This is a genomic window from Aeromonas sp. 600886 (genome assembly GCF_049174935.1).
Classification (GTDB): Bacteria; Pseudomonadota; Gammaproteobacteria; order Enterobacterales; family Aeromonadaceae; genus Aeromonas; species Aeromonas veronii_A.
Genome location: NZ_JAAKUB010000002.1, coordinates 220612 through 238407 on the forward strand (window position 1 = coordinate 220612; position 17796 = coordinate 238407).

Below are 17796 nucleotides of genomic sequence, written 5' to 3' on the forward strand. Positions count from 1 at the left end.
AGATACCGCCAGGCGAGCAGAATAACCGATGGACCCGACATGGCTCGCCCGGCTGGCGTGCATATCGAGGCCAAAGGTCTTGCAGAGCGATAGTGCCTATCGCCGCCCATGCCATGGATGCGAGGATCCAAGAGTGTTGACATGGGCCCGGCCCGGAATACGGGCGGGTTGCTACTCCCCAATGACTGAGGGGACGTTTTACCAACTCGACCGTCACCTCACAAGGCAAATTACTGATAACTCATTCAATAAGTTGTAAGGAAATGTATCGCCAGCCTCCCCTCCCCGCCACCATTACGCTGTTGGCACACCGATTGCTGTAGGTAGTTCACTATCCACAACAGTTTGGGAAGGATGAACAATGAAACGGTGGATCCAACATTTCTATCAACTCAGCCGCCTCAATTGGCTAATGGTCTGGTTGTTGCTCTGTTGCAGCATCATTTTGCTGTTTCCGGCCGGGCTGATGAAAGGGGCCGTCAGCCAGTGGGCTGCGGATCATGCGGCCTGGCTGGGGGTCGGCATGCTGATCGCCATCTCCTACTTCTGCAGTCAGGGCTTCCTGATCGCCTGGGAGTGGGCTTGCGAAGAGTGGCAGGCGCGCCGTCAGCAGGACCAGCTGGCCCAGATGATCGGCTTCCTCGACTTCAACGAAAAGGCGGTGCTGCGCGAGTTCGTGCTACAGCGTAAAAGCGTCATAAACTTGCCGATCACCGAGCCCGCCGTCAAAAACCTGATGGATGCCGGCGTCCTCACCTATGCCTACGGCAAGCCGACCCGAGATAAGGATGACGAGAACCAGATCCGCGCCCTGATGATCGCCCTGCCCGCCCGACCGCTGCTCACCTACAAGGTGCTGGGGCTGTCGCGTGGCAAGATGAGCGACGAACAGGTGGAGCAGATCATGAACGCCCGCCCCAAGTTCGCCCAGAAGGGGTTCCAGCGCTAACCGCCGCCCAACCGCCAGATGCAAAAGAGCCGGACACTGTCCGGCTCTCTAATTTCTGCGCGATGCTCTGTACCATCCCTTACGTCTTGTTGTGCCCTAACCCTTTAGGCTGGAGCAAAAGCTCACATCCGCAACCTTGGTCACCGGATCGAAGCTGTGATAGAGCTCGAAACAGGGTCGATCATCAAATTCGAAACCGGCCGCTACCACCTCACCGATATGTTGCTGCCAGAGTGCGGGGTACTGGGCCGGGTCGGTCACGGTAAAACGTGACTGGCCATAGCGGCCGCCCGCCAGCTGCTGGATCTCCACATTGCCACTTCCCCTGGTGCCCGCCGGCACGGTGACGCAAATATCGGTGCGGCACTGCTGGGGAGCCGTCACTTCGGGGTTGTCGTGGTAGATGAAGATCCACTCCCCTTCGGCCAAGCCCAACCCGACAGCCCATTGATAGAGCTGGTCACACACCGGCTCATAGCCTATGCCGTAAGGGCCGGTGACCCGGATATAGGCCAGAGTGCGCGCAGCCATCTGTTCGGTTTTCATCTGTAGCCTCCTTTCACTGGAACGGCCTTCAGCATAATCAGAGACCCGGGCAGCCGCGTGTCCATTCTTGCTCAGTTGCAAGAGTGACGGCTGGCGGCGCAACATCCCCGGTGCCATGGCAAACTGCTTGCGAAACGCCTTGGCAAAGGCCAGTGAGCTGGCAAAACCGGCCGAGAAGGCAATCTCGGTGATCGGGTCGCGACTGTAGCAGAGAGAGCGAGCAGCCCGCTCCAACCGCAGGCGGCGCTGCATCTCGGTCGGGGTTTCACCGGTGACGGCGGTAAAGACCCGATGAAAGTGATAGCTGGAGAGCGCCGCAAGACTGGCCGCCTCACTGAGGCAGAGCTCGGGATTCTGCTCCAGCACCCGGATCACCGGGCGCAATCTGGCCTGATAATCGACCATGCCGTTAGCGACTGACGCCCCCCGCAACTCTGGCCATATAGAACACATCCACATAGCGCCCTTGCCGGAAGGCATAGTCACGAGCCAGCCCCTCCTGCGTGAAACCGAACTTGCGATAGAGCGCCTGTGCGGCCTCATTGTCGGTATAGACGGTCAGCTCAATCCGGTGCAGGTTGAGCCAGTTATCGGCCAGATCCAGCGCCGCAGCCATCAGGGCAGAGCCCACCCCCTTGCCTGCCCAGTCATCCCGTACCCCCATACCGATACAGGCCACATGCTTGCGTCTCGGATTGGGCTCAACCAGCAGCGAGAGCTGGCCTACCAGCAAGCCGTCAACATCGGCGACCAGTGCCACCACGCTGTCACTCTCCAACCGCTTCTGCCACTGGCTAAGGGGAGACATAGGCAAGTGCAAAGTGCCCGCCTGGGCATTGGGCATGGCATAGAGATCCCGCAAGGCGGGGGCATCGGCGGATTCGGCATGACGGATGGTAATCTGCATATGAGGCTCCTTCTCGAAACGTCCATCATGCATCATCCATCGCATCAGTCCATACAACCGGCACGGTCAGAGTGATTTATTGTCGGCAGACAGGGCTGCACACTGAGCCATTCAGCCAGTTTCATAGGTGAAAAAAAACGGAGCAAACGCTCCGTTTTTCAATGCTTTATCAATCCCGGACGGAACGCGCTTCGCGCTCTTGCCGCTCCCTTGCCAACAGGCGTTTGTACCACCAGCTACTGCGACGACGTTGTGCATTGGAAGAGCGACGAGCCATTTCTTAGGTTCCAGCCAAGAGTAGAAAGGAGCTGCATTATGCGACAGGGATCACGTCCATGTCTTTAGCTGGATCAAGAAAAGCCTCACTGGCCCCCTGAAATCCTCTTCTGGTTTTGCTGCCATGTGGCCACTGGCAGCACCATCGCAGGGGAACGCCAGACTCTCAGGCCCACTCCAGCAATCAACCCGGCCCCGAGTTTACTTGACGGATAATCATACAGCCTGCTGGCATTGTGGAACCAATATGGTAGCCTGCCAGCGCCTGCGGGCAGTCTCTCGCTGCCACGCGCAAACTCCCGGTGAATTTGTCACGTCCTGACAAAATATAACCTTATTTATCAAATCGTTATTTGGATCTTATCCCAATGCGTATCATGCCGTTGCTCAAGGCTGCCTGCCTGAGCCTGATGTTGTCCGCCTGCGTTGCCCCATTGCTAATGATGAGCCCCACCAGCCAGCTGATGTGGGCCCTGCTCAAGCCGCTGGTCGGCTTTGACCCGAACGAGGTCAATCTGTTCGAACAACCCCTGATCAAGGGTCGGATGACCGCCATCCTTGGCCCCAATTACGACAGCACCATGCAGTTGCTCAAGACTGCCGACAAGTTACAGCAGGAGGGGCCGCTTTTCTATGTGGTCTCCGAGTATGCGCCCGTGCCGGATATCGCCAAGCAGGCGGGGATGGTGTGGAACTCGCAAACCAACCAGATGTCTGTATTGCTGCAAAAAGGGGATGGCACCACCCTGACCTTCGGCGAAAATCTGGCGGGCACGGCACCGACATGGCCAACCGCCATGCAGGGCTGGCAGACCCCCACCAGCCAGCTCACCCCGGCGGCCAATGCCCTGACCGGTACGGCAACCAGTCAGAGTGGCGCCTCCCCCTTCTCCCTTGGCAGCGCGCTGGGCACAGTGACTCGCGGCGTCACCGGCTCGCTGACCAACAGCGCCAGCCAGGCCATCAGCGGCGCAGCCGCCAACGCCACAGGGCAGGCCACCCAAGCGGTAAGCCAAAGCGCGACCGATCTGACCCGTAGTGCAACCACCGCAGTCACTGCACCCGCCAAACAGGCGGTGAGCAGCACCGCTGCGACCGCAACGCAAGAAGCCACCAAGGCAGTTGCCGCTCCTGCCAAGCAGGCCGTCAGCAGCGCAGCTGCGACCGCGACGCAGGAAGCGACCAAGGCCGTTGCCGTTCCTGCCAAACAAGCCGTCAGCAGCGCAGCTGCGACCGCGACGCAAGAAGCCACCAAGGCCGTTGCCGCTCCTGCCAAGCAAGCCGTCAGCAGCGCCGCTGCGACCGCGACGCAAGAGGCCACCAAGGCTGTTGTCGTTCCTGCCAAACAGGCAGTCAGCATCGCCGCAGCTACTGTGACACAGGAAGCCACCAAGGCTGTTGCCGCGCCAGCCAAACAGGCCGTCAGTGCCGCCCCCCATACGGCCGGAGAGAGCGCCACCGATGCCGCCATAGCAGCAGAAGCCGAGGCTCGCGCCAAGGCAGAGGCGGAGATGGAGGCCCTGCTAAAATAAACCGACAGGTCACCGCAAGGTGGCCTGTCGCGGTATCCGCGACCCGACTATGAACTTCCGGCCAAGGACACATAGACTGATAGGTAATTCCCTGCACAAGGAGTGCGCCATGCGATCCCTGCTCGCGGCCCTTATCGCCCTGCTCCTGCTGACCAGCTTCCCCGCACGGTCCGCCTTTATCTATTACTCGGAGCAGAACATGCCCCTCAACGGGCTGGACAAGGAGGGCAAGCCCATCGGGCTGGCAGTTGAGCTGCTGCGGCTGATGTGGCGCGAGCTGGGGGAGCCGGAGCAACCGATCCAATTTCTGCCATGGGCCCGCGGTTGGTATCTGCTGACCCAGCAACCGGAGGCCGTTCTTTTTACCACCGCCAGAACCAAAGAGCGTGATCCCCATTTCCTATGGGTTTGCCCCATCAGCCACTCGCGAGTGACGCTGGTCGGACGAAAACAGGATGCCCCCAGAGTGACCGGCAAGGGGGATCTGGCCAAACTGCAGGTAGGGGTAATGCAGGCTGACGTGGGGGAGCAGTTACTGCTCAACCGCGGCATCAGCCCGGGCAACATGATGGCGGTGGAGCGCATGGAGCAGGTGGTACGCCAGCTCATCATGGCCCGTACAGATCTGGTAGCAGGCAACGAGGTGATGTTATTCCATCAACTGAAAGCTCTGGGATTTGCCGCGGAAGATTTCATCTCTGTCGCAGTGCTGGAGGAACAGGACAACTGCTTTGCTTTCAACCCGCGGGCGGATCGGCAGCAGGTCGCCCGGTTGCAACAAGCCCTCGATCAGGTTCGTCTCGGTAGCGAATACCGGCAGTTGATGGAACGCTACCAGCGACTCAGTAACCTTCCCCAAAGCGATAAGCCGCTACCGAAGATCGAGTAACCCCGGTTCATCCTCTTCCCTCTGTGGTGATCAGATGGTTGAGGAAGAGATGAAACAGCTCGGCCCGCGAGCCGAGCCGCAGCTTGCCATAGAGATGCTTGCGGTGATTCTTCACCGTGCCGCTGCCAATCCCGAGCGCTGCGGCAATCGCCTCCGTATCCAGTCCCTGCAGCAGCAACTCCGCCACCTGCCGCTCGCGCCGGGTAAGCCTATCGCCCCCCACACTCGCCATCGCCTGCTCCACCGCACTCCGGAGGCTGGCGCTGTCTGGCAGCACAGTGCTCTGGGCCAACAGCGGCTGGCTCTGCCGCCACTGCTGACGACAGAGCGAATGTACCAGCGGGAACAGCTGCTCCAGCCTTACCAGCTCGTCACGGCTGAGGGTACTGCGCTTGTCGAGTCGCCCGAGAAACAGCATCAGCGTCAGTCCGTCCCGCACCGGCAGGATCAGCCCCACCTCCTCCTGCCAGCCGGTGGCCTGATAGAAGTGGTGGCGATATTCGGGATCGAGCAGCCCTTGGGAGACCTGCGCCAGGGTCCAGACGCCGGCAGGCAAGCCCTGCTCCAGCGCCTGCATAAAGGGATCCTGACTGAAGTGGCTGGTGAGGTAGCGATCAAAGAGCAGAGCCCGCTGATGGTTGAGGTTGTCGTAGAGGTAGACGGGCCGCTGCCCCACCCCGAGCAGCAGGGCGCAATCAAACGCCACCTGCTGCTGGATCAGCCGCACCAGCGCCGCCGGAAAGGCGCTGCTGTGCAGGGCATCGACCACCTCGGTCATGCTGCGGGTCAAGGCATCTGTGGTGAATGGCTGGGTCATGTTGGCACGTTTCCGGTGACGGGGAGCGATTCCCCGCTATGGCTGAATGCTAGCACGAGAGTGGCAAAACTGTCCCTGAGGGGACATATCCGCCACCAGCCAGAACGGCGAGGATGACGGCTTTCCCCCTGTTGTTGGAGCACACATGATCAACCCCCACCTGCTCGATGAGCTGACCGAGCGCGGCCTTGTGGCCCAGAATTCCGACCCGGCAGCCCTGGCCGATCATCTTGCCACCCCGCGCACCGTCTATTGCGGGTTCGATCCCACTGCCGGCAGCCTGCACATCGGCCATCTGGTGCCACTGCTGATGCTGCGCCGCTTCCAGCTGGCTGGGCACACCCCGGTGGCACTGGTGGGCGGGGCAACCGGCCTTATCGGCGATCCCAGCTTCAAGGCGACCGAGCGCAGCCTCAACAGTGCCGATACCGTGCAGGGTTGGGTCGCCAGCCTGTCGGCCCAAATCAGGGCGCTGCTGCCCGCCGATGATGGCCTGTCGGCCCCGCAACTGGTCAACAATGGCGACTGGATGGGGCAGATGTCCGCCCTCGATTTTCTGCGGGATATCGGCAAGCACTTCTCGGTCAACGCCATGCTGGCGCGGGAGTCGGTGCGTCAGCGGCTGGCTCGCCCGGATCAGGGCATCTCGTTCACCGAGTTCTCCTACGCTCTGCTGCAATCCTACGACTTTGCGGTGCTGCACCAGCGGCTCGGTTGCACCCTGCAGATTGGCGGCAACGACCAGTGGGGCAATATCACCAGCGGCATGGATCTGACCCGTCGCCTCCATCAGGCGCAGGTGCACGGCATGACCCTGCCCCTCATCACCAAGGCAGACGGCACCAAGTTCGGCAAGACCGAAGGGGGCGCGGTCTGGCTCGATCCGGCGCTCACCTCCCCTTACGCCTTCTACCAGTTCTGGCTCGGCACCGCGGATGAGGATGTCTACCGCTTCCTGCGCTACTACAGCTTTATGTCGCTGAGCGAGATTGATGCACTTGAGGCGGAAGACGCGAAGCGGCAGGGGCGCAAGCAGGCCCAGCAGGTGTTGGCGAACGAGCTGACCGAGCTGGTGCACGGCAAGGCGGCGCTGGCTGCGGTGCAGCGCATCAGCGAGCTGCTGTTTAGCGGCGATGTAGCTCGCCTCGGCGAGAGCGATCTGGCCCAGCTGGCGCAGGATGGCATGCCGAGCAGCACCGTCAGCGGCGAGACGGATCTGGTCAGCCTGCTGGTCAGCTGCGGTCTGGCTAACTCCAGGCGCATCGCCCGCGAACTGCTGGCGGCGGGCGCCATCAGCCTCAATGGTGTGCTCAAGCAGGATGATCAGCTGAGCGCCACTGATCGGCTGTTTGGTCGCTACCTGCTGCTGCGCCGGGGCAAGAAGCAGTATCACCTGGTGGAGTGGCAATAAGCCGCAGGGCGGGGAGCTCAGCTTCCCCGCCCGCCCCCTGAATCCCTTTTGAATCCCGAGTTGCGATCCCCCTCACAGCCTCTCCCGTCAGCAGCCACCATACTGGCACCGGCGAACATGGAGTACGCCACACAATCTGTTCCTCACGATTCAACAAGGATGCTGATGATGAAGAGATGGCTTCTGGTGCTGCTCTGCACCCTGCCCATGCTGGCACACGCCAGCGGATACACCCAGACCCGCTACCCCATAGTGCTGGTGCACGGCCTGTTCGGTTTCGACAAGCTGCTCGGGGTCGATTACTTCTACGGCATTCCCCAGGCCCTGAGCCGGGATGGTGCCAAAGTCTACGTGGCCCAGGTGTCGGCCACCGCCAGTTCGGAGCAACGGGGGGAGCAACTGCTCGCCCAGGTTGAGCTGCTGCTGGCGGCCACCGGTGCCGAGAAGGTCAACCTGATCGGCCACTCCCACGGCGGCCCCACCATCCGCTATGTCGCCTCGGTCGCCCCCGAGCTGGTCGCCTCCGCCACCAGCGTCGGCGGGGTCAACTATGGCTCCGAGATTGCCGATCTGGTGCGGGCCAATGCCGCCCCCGGCAGCGCCGCCGAGAAGCTGGCGGCCTCCGCAGCCCACGCCCTCTCCGGCATGATTTCACTGCTCTCGGGCGGGAGCCAGCTGCCGCAAGATCCGGTCGCCGCCCTCGATGCCCTCACCAGCAAGGGGGCCAGCCAGTTCAACCAGCGCTACCCGGAGGGGCTGCCCAGCCGCTATTGCGGCGAGGGGCCGATGCAGGCGACCAACGGCGTCTACTACTTCTCCTGGAGCGGGCGCGGCAACCTGACCAATCTGCTGGATCCGGTGGATCCGGCGCTGGCGCTGACCGGCGCCTTCTTCAAAGAGCCCAATGACGGACTGGTCGGAGTCTGCAGCAGTCACCTCGGCAAGGTGATCGGCACCGGCTACCGGATGAACCATCTGGACGAAGTGAACCAGTCCTTCGGCATCCACCATCTGTTCGAGACCGATCCGGTCACCCTCTATCGCCAGCATGCCAACCGTCTCAAGGAGCTGGGACTATGAAGATAGCCACCCTGCTCGTCGTACCCTGCGCCATCACCCTGCTGCTTGGCGGGGTGTTGCTCTGGCCCACAGCACCGACGGCAGACTCATCACAGGCTCAAACCAATCAGCATGCACAGAGCCACCCGCACGATCCCGAGCAGGAGGCCGCCGATGCCCTGCAGGCGCGCTATCGCACCTTTGTCTCCGCCCAGAGCAGCCTGACGGTGCCCACCGAGATCTCCCTCGCCAGCCTGCAGATCCTGTTTGACGAGCGGGAGCAGCTGCGCCAGCAGAGCTTTACCCCGGCGGAGCAGGCCCAGCTGTTTGCCGAGGATCGGCTGATGGAGCAGCTGACCCTGCGCCGCAGGGCGCTGGCGGAGGCAAGAGACAGCGACAAGTCGCAGCTGGCCAGCGAGCTGGATCTCTGGCTGGTGGAGCAACCGGGCTGGTTTCGCGAGGCGGAGGCCAACAGCCGTCTGCTTGAGGAGTTGCAAGGGCTGGCGCAGATGGACCCGGCCAAACGGGAGGCTCTGCTGCTGGAGACGGGGGGGCCGGAAGCGGTGGATCGGATGCGCCAGCTGGAGCAGAACCGGCAAGGGTTCGAGGAGCAGCTCAGCGGCTTTCTGGCCGAACTCAGGCAACTGCCGAACGAGGCCCGGGCCGAACAGCAACAGGAGCTGCTGGCCCGCTGGTTCGAACCCGGACAGTGGCGCCGGGTCGAGGCGCTCACCCGGCTCAAGCTGGGGGAACAATGAGCCAATGACAAGGGGCCCACGATGGGCCCCTTGCTGTGGTGCACTTATTGCGGCTTGTTGGTTGCCGGTAAAGATTGCCAGGTGAGGCGGGTCACCTGAGTGCCCTGCACCTCGCACTTGAGGCTCAACTCCTGCCACCCCTTATCCTGACGCAGGGAGACCTCCCCCTCGATCCCCTGCTCGCCAATCTTCAGCTTATCCTGCTCGAAGATCACCTTGTCGCCATGGGCGAGATCCATCAGTTTGCCGTTGCAGAGCCAGTGAGCGAGATCCGCCCCCTTCAGCTTGACGCCACCCTTGGCCGCCTTCTGCTCGGCCGCGCTCACCACAAACAGCTTGCTCAGCTCGGCAGCCCGCTTGGTGAGCCACTCCTGACGCTGCTGCATGCTCATTTTGCTGACGAACTCGGCGGGCTGGCCCTTCTCATCCAGCCACTGGGTCAGCTTGCCGCTGTCGTCAAATGCGAACTGGGCGGCGGGCTCTTTGACCCCGAACAGCTTGCCGCCCTTGAAGTAGTAGCGGCTCTCCCCTTCCAGCTTGCCCAGCTCGTTCATGATGGGCACGGCGATGATGACGGGGGCGCCATCGATCCAGGCCTTGATATCGACGCCGTCATGGCTGAATTGACGGGTATCGAGGGCGCTCTCGGCCCCCTTCTCCATCAGGGTAAACTGCTCGGCGAGAGAAGCGGCCAGAGAAGGGAGGGAGCAGAATCCCAGGGTCAGCGCGATCGCTGTGTTGCGCATTGAGTTGTACATAGCACTCCTGTGATGGGCCATCCGGCCCGTGGTTAACTCTCTGTCAGCCAGGCCCGCAGCCCTTCCCGGTGAGCATCACTCAGGGGCAGGGATTGGCGGGCCCGGTAGTCAAAATGGATCAGGGTCGTTTCGGCGGTGACGGCCAGTTCGCCGCCCTGCCAGGCCTCCTGCCAGACCGTAAATGAGCTGGTGCCGATGCGGCGCACGCCGGTCTTGATGGTGACCGGCTGGCCGTAGAACAGCTCCCGTTTGAACTGCACCGTGTAGCCCGCGATGATCAGATGCCAGTTATGCACATCCAGATCGGGGGAGAAGATCCGGAACAGGGGATCCCGCGCCGATTCGAACCAGACCGCCGGCACCGTATTGTTGATATGGCCGAGGGCATCCGTCTCCTGAAAGCGGGGTTGGATCTGCATTTCCAGCATGGGTTGACTCCTTGTCATTGAACCGCGCTCAGGCTAACGCGCCCCGCATCAGGACTCAAGCCTCCCCGTCTTATCCCAAGCGCTGACAGCCAGTTCCGGCCGCAACCAGGCGCTGCGAAAATCGAACCAGCCGAGCGCCGTCATCCGCACCCCGTGCACGCCGACCCGGCTCTCCAGCTCCAGCCAGTGGTGAAACAGCGGCACAAACCAGCTCTGCTGCTGCACCCTTGCCAGCAGGGCGCGGGGACCAGGCTCGGCACCGCTGGCCCGCCACTGCATCAAGCCCTGCCACAACCCATGCTGACTGCCCCACACCTTGCGCAGCAACGGGGTGCCCTGCAGCCAGGCGTAGGGGGCAAAGGGGCCGGCATGTTCGAGGTTGAGGGTGCCGAGCCAGAGATCCACGTCTTCATCCTCGCCACTCACCCAGCGACCGTAATCCAGGGTGCGCACCTCCAGCCTGATCCCCTGTTCGGCCAGCAGGCTGCTCATGGCGTTGGCACACTCGTTGAACTCCAGATGCTGGTTGAAACAAGCGAGCACTAGAGTCGTCGGTAACTGCGCCGGTGTGGGCAAGGGCGCGGGCAGTGCTTCGCGCCAGTGGGGCAGCAGGCCGAGGGCGCTGGTCCAGCCCCGTTGCAACTCGGGGGCGACCCGCCCCATCAGGGCTACCGGATTGAGCAGCTGGCCGAGCCACTGGCGCAGCGAGGGATCCTGCAAGGATCCGGAACGATCGTCCTGCAGCAGGAAGTAGCAGCCCGACTCCAGCTCCGATTCGCCGCGCATGGTACCGAGCTCAGGGCTGTCGCGCCCCAGCTGCAGGTGGGTCTCCAGTCGCTCCGCCAGCTCAGGCAGCATCCAGATATCGATCTCGTCGAGCAGGGCGCGCAGGCCGAAGTAGTCGTCAAACGCCGCAAGGCAAAGATGCAGGGGATCGTTGGCGGCCACCCGGTATGGGCCTGTGCCCACCGGTTGCAGGGCAAAGCCCGCCTCCCCCTTGAGCTCCCGTGGCAAAATGGTCGCCACCGGCTCCGCCAGCAGGTGGGGCAGCCAGGGATCCGGGCTGTCGAGATAGAGATCCAGCGTGCGCGGCCAAGGGCTCTCCAGCCGATCCAGATGGGCGAACAGCGGGCGATCCCGCAGGGCCCGCAGACTCTCCATCACATCCTCCACCACCAGCTCGCGGCCGTGGTGAAAGCGCACCGCCGGGCGCAGATAGAAGCGCCAGTGACAGGGGCCCAGACACTCCCAGTGGTGGGCCAGATCCCCTTCGATTTCCCCATTTTCCTCATTTCGCCGGGTGAGGCCGTTGAAGATCTGGCGGCTCAGGTGAATTTCGGAGCGGCGCATCGGGCCGGTGGGCAGCAACTGCGGCAGCGGCCGGTAGTAGGGCACCCGCAGGATCTGGCGCCCCTCACGGGTGGCCTGACCGAGCTGTTCGATCAGCAGCGGAGTGAGCAGATCGAGGCGATCCTCGGCCAGCCGCACCGCCTGTGCCAGCTGGCCCTGACTGAGCAGATCTCGCAAGCGGCGCCGGGTCAGGCTCTCCTGACTATCGAGCAGGGTGAGCCGGGAGCGCCGCCCCCGCCCCGCTTCCGCCGACCAGCTGAGCCAGCCCTGATCCTGCATCCGCCGCAGCAGCAGGCGGGCGTTGCGCGGGGTGCAGCAGAGCAGATCCGCCACCTCGGCGAGGCTGATCTCCCGCTCGTCGCTGCCAAGCAGCTGGGCGAGTCGTTGAAATTGCTGGTAAAGGCGACCGGTCGGCATAAAAGAGGAAATCCTGTTGCTATAAGTCATCAGTTTTTACTTCCGCATTTTAGCTCAATACTGCTGATGAACGTGAGAACCACAGTAGAGGAGCACCATCATGAGCCACGCCAACCCCCTCAAACCGAACCGGATCCAGCAGACCTTGCGCCGTTACTTCAAGCGGATCCTGCCGCGCCCGCTGCCACTTATCGAAGATCCCATGCAGCAGCTCAACCGCCTGATGCAGTGGGATATGAACCAGATCGATGACAAGGAGTATCGCCGTCGTCTCTGAGTGCGGGCCATACCAACCACTCGGGACGCGCATCCCCTGCGGGCGACATTGCTTTGCCGGATCTTGCTGTTTACATCGGCCACGGGCCTGATAGATTGGACGTCTATCCATCTATAAATGCCATAAGCAACATCCAACAAGGAGTGTGTGATGAAAGATGCGACCCTGGCCCTGCACCACGGCTTTTCCAGCGACCCCACCACCAAGGCCGTCGCCGTGCCCATCTACCAAACGGTGGCCTACGAGTTCGAGAGCGCCCAGCATGGGGCGGACCTGTTCAATCTGGCGGTGCCGGGCAACATCTACACCCGCATCATGAACCCCACCAACGATGTGCTGGAACAGCGGATGGCCGCGCTGGAAGGGGGCATCGCCGCGCTGGTGGTCTCGGCAGGTTCCGCCGCCATCACCTACGCCATTCAGGCGCTGACCGCCGCCGGTGACAATATTGTCTCCACACCCCAGCTCTATGGTGGCACCTACACCCTGTTCGCCCACATGCTGCCGAGTTTCGGGGTCGAGGTACGCTTCGCCAAGGATGACAGCGCCGAAGCCATCGCAGCCCTTATCGACGACAAGACCAAGGCGGTCTACTGCGAGAGCATCGGCAACCCGGCGGGCAACATCGTCGATCTGGCCGCGCTGGCCAAGGCCGCCCACGCCCGTGGCGTGCCGCTCATCGTCGACAACACGGTCGCTACCCCAGTGCTCTGCAAACCCATCGAACACGGCGCCGACATTGTCGTACACAGCCTGACCAAATATGTCGGCGGCCACGGCAACTCGCTGGGCGGCGTGGTGGTCGACTCGGGCAAGTTCCCCTGGGCGGATCACGCCGAGCGCTTCCCGCAGCTGACCAAACCCGAGCCCTCCTACCACGGGGTGGTCTACACCGAGGCCTTTGGCCCGGCCGCCTTTATCGGTCGGGTGCGTACCGTGCCGCTGCGCAATACCGGCGCGGCGCTGGCGCCGATGAACGCCTTCCTGCTGCTGCAGGGGCTGGAGACCCTCAGCCTGCGCATGGAGCGCCACGTCGACAACGCCCTGCGGGTCGCCCATCACCTCAAGCATCACCCCAAGGTGGCCTGGGTCAGCTATGCCGGTCTGCCGGGTCATCCCCACTATCTGCTGGCAGAGAAGTACATGGCCGGTCGCCCCTCGGCCATCCTCTCGTTCGGTCTGAAGGATGGCTACGAGGCGGGCGTGCGTTTCTACGATGCGCTGAAGATCTTCAAGCGGCTGGTCAACATCGGCGACGCCAAGTCGCTGGCCTGCCACCCCGCCTCCACCACCCATCGCCAGCTGAGCGAGGAGGAGCAGGCCAAGGCTGGGGTGAAACCCGAGATGATCCGGCTGTCGGTGGGGATCGAGGCGATCGAGGACATTCTGGCGGATCTGGATCAGGCGCTGGAGGCATAAGTCAGGTGTTGAGAGAGCGGGCATCAGCCCGCTCTTTTTTAGCCCGCGGTGAACCTGCCACTGTGCCGCTGCGTATCACCGCCTTCCGTCACTGCGTCGAGGTTTCCATGATAGTCCTGCACCACCTGAACAAATCCCGCTCCCAACGCATCATCTGGCTGCTCGAAGAGCTGGGCCAGCCCTATGAGATCAAGGCGTATCAGCGCGATGCCGCGACCTTTCTGGCACCGCCCGAGCTAAAAGCCATCCACCCCCTCGGCAAGTCGCCAGTCATCGAGTTCGACGGCCGGGTGCTGGCGGAATCAGGCGCCATCACCGAGTACCTGATCGCCCGCTATGCTGCCGATCGGCTGGCACCGGCACCAGATAGCCCGGAGTATCCCGAATACCTGCAGTGGCTCCACTTTGCCGAGAGCTCCGGTATCCTGCCGCTGCTGCTCGACATGTTCGTGCGCAAGGATGGCAGCCCGATGCGCTTCCTGCCGGACTATGCCAAGGCGGAGTGTGCCAAGGTGCTGGGCTACCTCAATGAGGTACTGGCGAATCGCCACTATCTGGTGGGGGATCGCCTCTCCGGCGCCGACATCATGAACTCCTTCCTGGTGGATCTGCTGGCGCAAAGCGGCCAGCTGGCCCACTTCCCGCATCTGCAAGCCTATTGGGAACGCCTCAATACCCATCCGGCCCGTCAGAAGGCGGTAGAGCTGGAGCGCGAGCTGGATCAGCGCCCCTGATCCGAATCGCCATCATGCAAAACGCCCCGACTGTCGGGGCGTTTTTGTTATGCAGCGGGCCGCGGTTTACTTGGTCGCGGGCACCTTGTCCCGGCGCGACTTCCACCACCAGCGCAGCCGGATTTGAGAGATAAGCATCCCTGCCAGCATCAGGGCGCAACCGGCGATGGCGCGCTCGTCCAGCGTTTCATCCAGCAACAATACGCCACCCACGGCGGCAAACACGGTCTCCAGACTGAGGATGATGGCAGCGTGGGCCGGATGAGCACCCCGCTGCCCTACCACCTGCAGGGTATAACCCACCCCGACCGACACCAGCCCGGCATAGAGCAGCGCCTGCCAGCCAGCTACTGCACCAGCCACAGTCGGGGTTTCGATGACAAAGGCGGTGGCGAGACTGAGCAGGCCGCAGACTACGAACTGCACTCCAGCCAGCTTGATAGGAGCAACCCGGTTGGAGTAGTGATCCACCAGCAGCAGATGCACAGCCCAGAACAGGGCACCAACTACCTGCAACAGATCGCCAAAACCGATGGTGAACTCGTCGGTGACGCTCAACACATAGAGGCCGGCCAGCGCGATGATGGCGCCGATCCAGGTATTGAGGCCACTCTTGTGGCGCAGCAGCAGCCCCAGTACCGGCACCAGAATGATGTAGAGCCCGGTGATGAAACCGGCCTTGGCGGCAGTGGTATAAAGCAGCCCCACCTGCTGCAGGGAGGCAGCACAGAACAGCACCAGCCCGGCCAGCACACCACCGATCAGCAGTTGGCGATGGTCGCCCGCGACGGCAACAGGTTGTCGGGATTTGAGCCACCAGAGCAGCGGCAGCAGGGAGAGGGCGCCAAGCAGAAAGCGCAGGCCATTGAAGGTATAGGGCCCCATGTGATCCATCCCGAGGCGCTGGGCGACAAAGCCCATACCCCAGATGGTGGCAGCCATCAACAACATCAGATTGGAGCGCATGGCGATTCTTCCTTAAATCGGCGCGTGACGGGTTATCCAATCCAAGATACCTGCCTCCCTACCCTCTTGTCTTTAGAGCGATAGCTGTTTTGTCAGCACGGCCAGCAGGGCGACCATTACCAGATTGCCCCGCAGGATCCAGACCACCCGGAAGTACTGCTGGATCGAGATCATCGGCGCCTTGCCCAGACGCAGGGCACGACGCCAGCGATAGAAGAGGCGACTGGGATAGTCGAGGGAGCCGACAATCAGCAGAAACAACCCCACTTTGAGACCGTGGGCAGGATGAGCAAAGAGCTGCGCCACCGAGCTGGCGTGTTCGAGGGCCAGCAGGCAACCGCTGGCAAAGATGGAGAAGAGCGCCAGCGCCGCCACCCCATCTGCCAGTAGCAGACGGTGTACCCGCAACATATTCAGGCCGCGACGAAAGATCAGATACTCGACACAGAGCGCCAGAACCAACAGCATGATGCCGCCGTAGTGAGCCATCAGGAGCAACGTGGGGTTCAGCATTGAACGGATCTCATTTTCTGCCTTTAGACGGGCAGGACGGCATCATATATGCTGGTGACACCCGAGCTGAAAAGGATCTGTGCATGTCCCCCGCCAAGCCCAAGCACACTTGGTCTTTAATCACCCGCATGCGGCTGGGCCTCCTCCTGCTCTTTATTCCCGTAGTGTTGCTCGGCAGCATCTACTACCTGCATATGGAACGTACCCTGCGCCTCGAGCAGCAACAAAACCTGATTGCCCGCAACACCCAATATCTCCATACCCTGCTCGAACCCTATCTGGAGACCCTCAAACGCCAGTTTACGCTTATTTATCAGCAGGTAAATTATCAGGATTTCAGCGGCCCAGAGATCCTTAACGGCGAGCGCTACCTGCAACAGTGGCAGGCCTATCACGAGGTGATGGAGCTCGACTACGTCTATGTAGGAACCGAGCATCGCCAGATGCTGATCCACCCCACCTGGCAGGCGGACGAGAAGTTCGATCCCAGAACTCGCCCCTGGTATCTGCTGGCAGCCAGCCACCCGAACCGGATCGTCTGGACCGATCCCTATTACGACTACACTCTGGGTACCCTCACAATGGCGCTGGCTCGGGTAATTCAAGACCCTGACGGCAAGCGAGTGGGGGTGCTCTCCCTCGATACCCAGCTCACCCCGCTCGCCAACTGGCTCAACAACCGGCATGAACAGAGCCATCATCTGGGCAAGGGCTATCAGATCCTGATCAACCATGACGGGCTGGTGCTGGCTCACCCGGATCGCGAACAGGTATTCAAACCGCTCACCCACCCTGAATGGCTGGCACACATGCAACAGCCGCAAGGTTTCTTCCTCGATAATGCCAGCGGCATGATGGTCTCCTACTACCGTGTCCCCGAGCAGCGCTGGTTCCTGCTCAGTGTCGAGCCCACCGCCAGCATGCAGCAGGTGATCGACAGCGTCTCCATCAACGTGCAGCTGATGATTGCCGTTGCCTGCTTTTTCTATCTGCTGCTAGCCCTGCTTTGGGCCCGCTACTTCCGCCGCATGCTGGGGGAGATTACCCTGCTGATCCGCACCAGCCGCTCTGGCGGGACTGCCTATCATGGCAGCCGCATGCTGGAGCTGGCCAAGGTCTATGAAGAGATGGATGCCGCCAGTCAGGACTTTGCCCAGATCCGCCAGCAAGCCAATCAGGACAAACTCACCGGTCTCTACAACCGCCGCTTCTTCGACGAGTGCCTGCAGAGACAGCTCAGCAGCGGTGCCCCCTTCCTAGTAGTGATGTTCGATCTCGATAACTTCAAACAGGTCAACGACACCTTTGGCCACCAAACAGGGGATATAGTGCTCAAACGGGTGAGCAAGCTGGGCATGAAAATGTTTGACCAGTGGGGCTGGCTCTGTCGTTACGGTGGCGAGGAGCTGGTGCTGATCTTGCGCCTGGAGATGCAAATGAGTGAGGCCACCTCGCTGCTGGAGAGCTTCAGACTTGCGGTCACTCAACTGGAGTGGCGAGAGCCGGAACTGACCATTACCCTCAGCGGCGGGGTGGCCTTGAGCCACTCCGGGCTCTCGACCAAGGAGCTGATAGAACTGGCCGACAGCGGGGTTTATCAGGCCAAGCGGGAGGGGAAAAATCGCATCTGCTTCCCCCAGCGTCGCACCTGCGACGTGACGGAAGAGGATCCTTCCCCTAACCTTGATTCTACCCGGCGGCCCCCCCGGCAGGAGGGGGGGTGAGCACAACCGGGGGAAAGAGACAAGGGAGAGGCAACTGCCTCTCTCAGTTGTTTATGTCGCTATTCT

General features: G+C 62.0%; 18 protein-coding genes and 1 riboswitch. Of the genes, 10 read left to right on the forward strand and 8 right to left on the reverse strand.

Annotation, left to right across the window (positions count from 1 at the left end; genetic code table 11):
* Positions 1 to 85: 85 nt before the first annotated feature.
* A riboswitch (yybP-ykoY riboswitch) is annotated at positions 86 to 192 on the reverse strand.
* 169 nt (positions 193 to 361) lie between these two features.
* On the forward strand, positions 362 to 949 hold the full coding sequence (locus G5179_RS02880; RefSeq protein ID WP_216952701.1) for a superinfection exclusion B family protein: 588 nt from the start codon (positions 362 to 364) through the stop codon (positions 947 to 949).
* Positions 950 to 1045: 96 nt separating this feature from the next.
* Here G5179_RS02880 and G5179_RS02885 read toward each other — a convergent pair whose 3' ends face one another.
* Together G5179_RS02885 and G5179_RS02890 are read right to left on the reverse strand one after the other, a co-directional pair.
* Entirely contained in the window at positions 1046 to 1900 is an 855-nt protein-coding gene (locus G5179_RS02885; RefSeq protein WP_421257854.1) for an AraC family transcriptional regulator, read from the reverse strand.
* Between the two features lie 4 nt (positions 1901 to 1904).
* Positions 1905 to 2402, reverse strand: a complete 498-nt coding sequence (locus tag G5179_RS02890; protein WP_216952700.1) for a GNAT family N-acetyltransferase — start codon at positions 2400 to 2402, stop codon at positions 1905 to 1907.
* Between the two features lie 644 nt (positions 2403 to 3046).
* Here G5179_RS02890 and G5179_RS02895 point away from each other — a divergent pair.
* Together G5179_RS02895 and G5179_RS02900 are read left to right on the forward strand one after the other, a co-directional pair.
* Complete coding sequence (locus G5179_RS02895; RefSeq protein WP_421257829.1) at positions 3047 to 4210, forward strand: hypothetical protein; 1164 nt, start codon at positions 3047 to 3049, stop codon at positions 4208 to 4210.
* A gap of 109 nt (positions 4211 to 4319) precedes the next feature.
* Positions 4320 to 5099, forward strand: a complete 780-nt coding sequence (locus tag G5179_RS02900) for a substrate-binding periplasmic protein (protein ID WP_216952698.1) — start codon at positions 4320 to 4322, stop codon at positions 5097 to 5099.
* 7 nt (positions 5100 to 5106) lie between these two features.
* Here the strand turns inward: G5179_RS02900 and G5179_RS02905 are convergent, their stop codons facing one another.
* The gene (locus G5179_RS02905) at positions 5107 to 5916 is read right to left on the reverse strand and encodes a helix-turn-helix transcriptional regulator (RefSeq protein ID WP_421257830.1); all 810 of its coding nucleotides are present in this window, start codon (positions 5914 to 5916) and stop codon (positions 5107 to 5109) included.
* Between the two features lie 145 nt (positions 5917 to 6061).
* Here G5179_RS02905 and tyrS point away from each other — a divergent pair, with 145 nt between their 5' ends.
* The 3 genes from tyrS (at position 6062) to G5179_RS02920 (ending at position 9144) form a co-directional block, all read left to right on the forward strand.
* Entirely contained in the window at positions 6062 to 7327 is a 1266-nt protein-coding gene (tyrS, locus tag G5179_RS02910) for a tyrosine--tRNA ligase (protein WP_421257831.1), read from the forward strand.
* A gap of 168 nt (positions 7328 to 7495) precedes the next feature.
* Positions 7496 to 8407, forward strand: coding sequence for a lipase family alpha/beta hydrolase (locus G5179_RS02915; RefSeq protein WP_139463693.1), 912 nt, complete (start codon positions 7496 to 7498; stop codon positions 8405 to 8407).
* Positions 8404 to 9144 carry a lipase secretion chaperone gene (locus G5179_RS02920; protein ID WP_270656790.1) on the forward strand — a complete coding sequence of 247 codons (741 nt, stop codon included), beginning with the start codon at positions 8404 to 8406 and terminating at the stop codon, positions 9142 to 9144. Before G5179_RS02915 ends, G5179_RS02920 begins: the two co-directional genes overlap by 4 nt.
* Before the next feature lie 44 nt (positions 9145 to 9188).
* Here the strand turns inward: G5179_RS02920 and G5179_RS02925 are convergent, their stop codons facing one another.
* Genes G5179_RS02925 through sgrR form a run of 3 tightly spaced genes read right to left on the reverse strand, consistent with a single transcriptional unit; the run spans position 9189 to position 12097 of the window.
* Positions 9189 to 9890 carry a hypothetical protein gene (locus G5179_RS02925; RefSeq protein WP_270656807.1) on the reverse strand — a complete coding sequence of 234 codons (702 nt, stop codon included), beginning with the start codon at positions 9888 to 9890 and terminating at the stop codon, positions 9189 to 9191.
* Between the two features lie 44 nt (positions 9891 to 9934).
* Complete coding sequence (locus G5179_RS02930; protein WP_005336457.1) at positions 9935 to 10330, reverse strand: acyl-CoA thioesterase; 396 nt, start codon at positions 10328 to 10330, stop codon at positions 9935 to 9937.
* Between the two features lie 48 nt (positions 10331 to 10378).
* Complete coding sequence (sgrR, locus tag G5179_RS02935) at positions 10379 to 12097, reverse strand: HTH-type transcriptional regulator SgrR (protein WP_421257832.1); 1719 nt, start codon at positions 12095 to 12097, stop codon at positions 10379 to 10381.
* A 100-nt stretch (positions 12098 to 12197) separates the two neighbouring features.
* On the opposite strand from sgrR, the gene G5179_RS02940 reads away from it, so the two are divergent.
* The 3 genes from G5179_RS02940 (at position 12198) to G5179_RS02950 (ending at position 14527) form a co-directional block, all read left to right on the forward strand.
* Positions 12198 to 12374: a hypothetical protein gene (locus G5179_RS02940; protein WP_005336463.1), complete on the forward strand. Its 177-nt coding sequence runs from the start codon at positions 12198 to 12200 to the stop codon at positions 12372 to 12374.
* A gap of 150 nt (positions 12375 to 12524) precedes the next feature.
* A complete protein-coding gene (locus tag G5179_RS02945; protein WP_139463665.1) occupies positions 12525 to 13793 on the forward strand; it encodes an O-acetylhomoserine aminocarboxypropyltransferase/cysteine synthase family protein in 1269 nt (422 codons plus the stop codon).
* A gap of 107 nt (positions 13794 to 13900) precedes the next feature.
* Entirely contained in the window at positions 13901 to 14527 is a 627-nt protein-coding gene (locus G5179_RS02950) for a glutathione S-transferase family protein (protein ID WP_069554153.1), read from the forward strand.
* Between the two features lie 66 nt (positions 14528 to 14593).
* On the opposite strand, the gene G5179_RS02955 is transcribed toward G5179_RS02950, so the two are convergent.
* Positions 14594 to 15493, reverse strand: a complete 900-nt coding sequence (locus G5179_RS02955) for a DMT family transporter (protein WP_128816751.1) — start codon at positions 15491 to 15493, stop codon at positions 14594 to 14596.
* A gap of 72 nt (positions 15494 to 15565) precedes the next feature.
* Positions 15566 to 16006, reverse strand: a complete 441-nt coding sequence (locus G5179_RS02960) for a DUF2214 family protein (protein ID WP_421257833.1) — start codon at positions 16004 to 16006, stop codon at positions 15566 to 15568.
* Between the two features lie 83 nt (positions 16007 to 16089).
* Between G5179_RS02960 and G5179_RS02965 the strand changes: the two genes are divergently transcribed.
* Positions 16090 to 17730, forward strand: coding sequence for a sensor domain-containing diguanylate cyclase (locus tag G5179_RS02965; RefSeq protein ID WP_421254510.1), 1641 nt, complete (start codon positions 16090 to 16092; stop codon positions 17728 to 17730).
* Positions 17731 to 17796 lie beyond the last annotated feature (66 nt).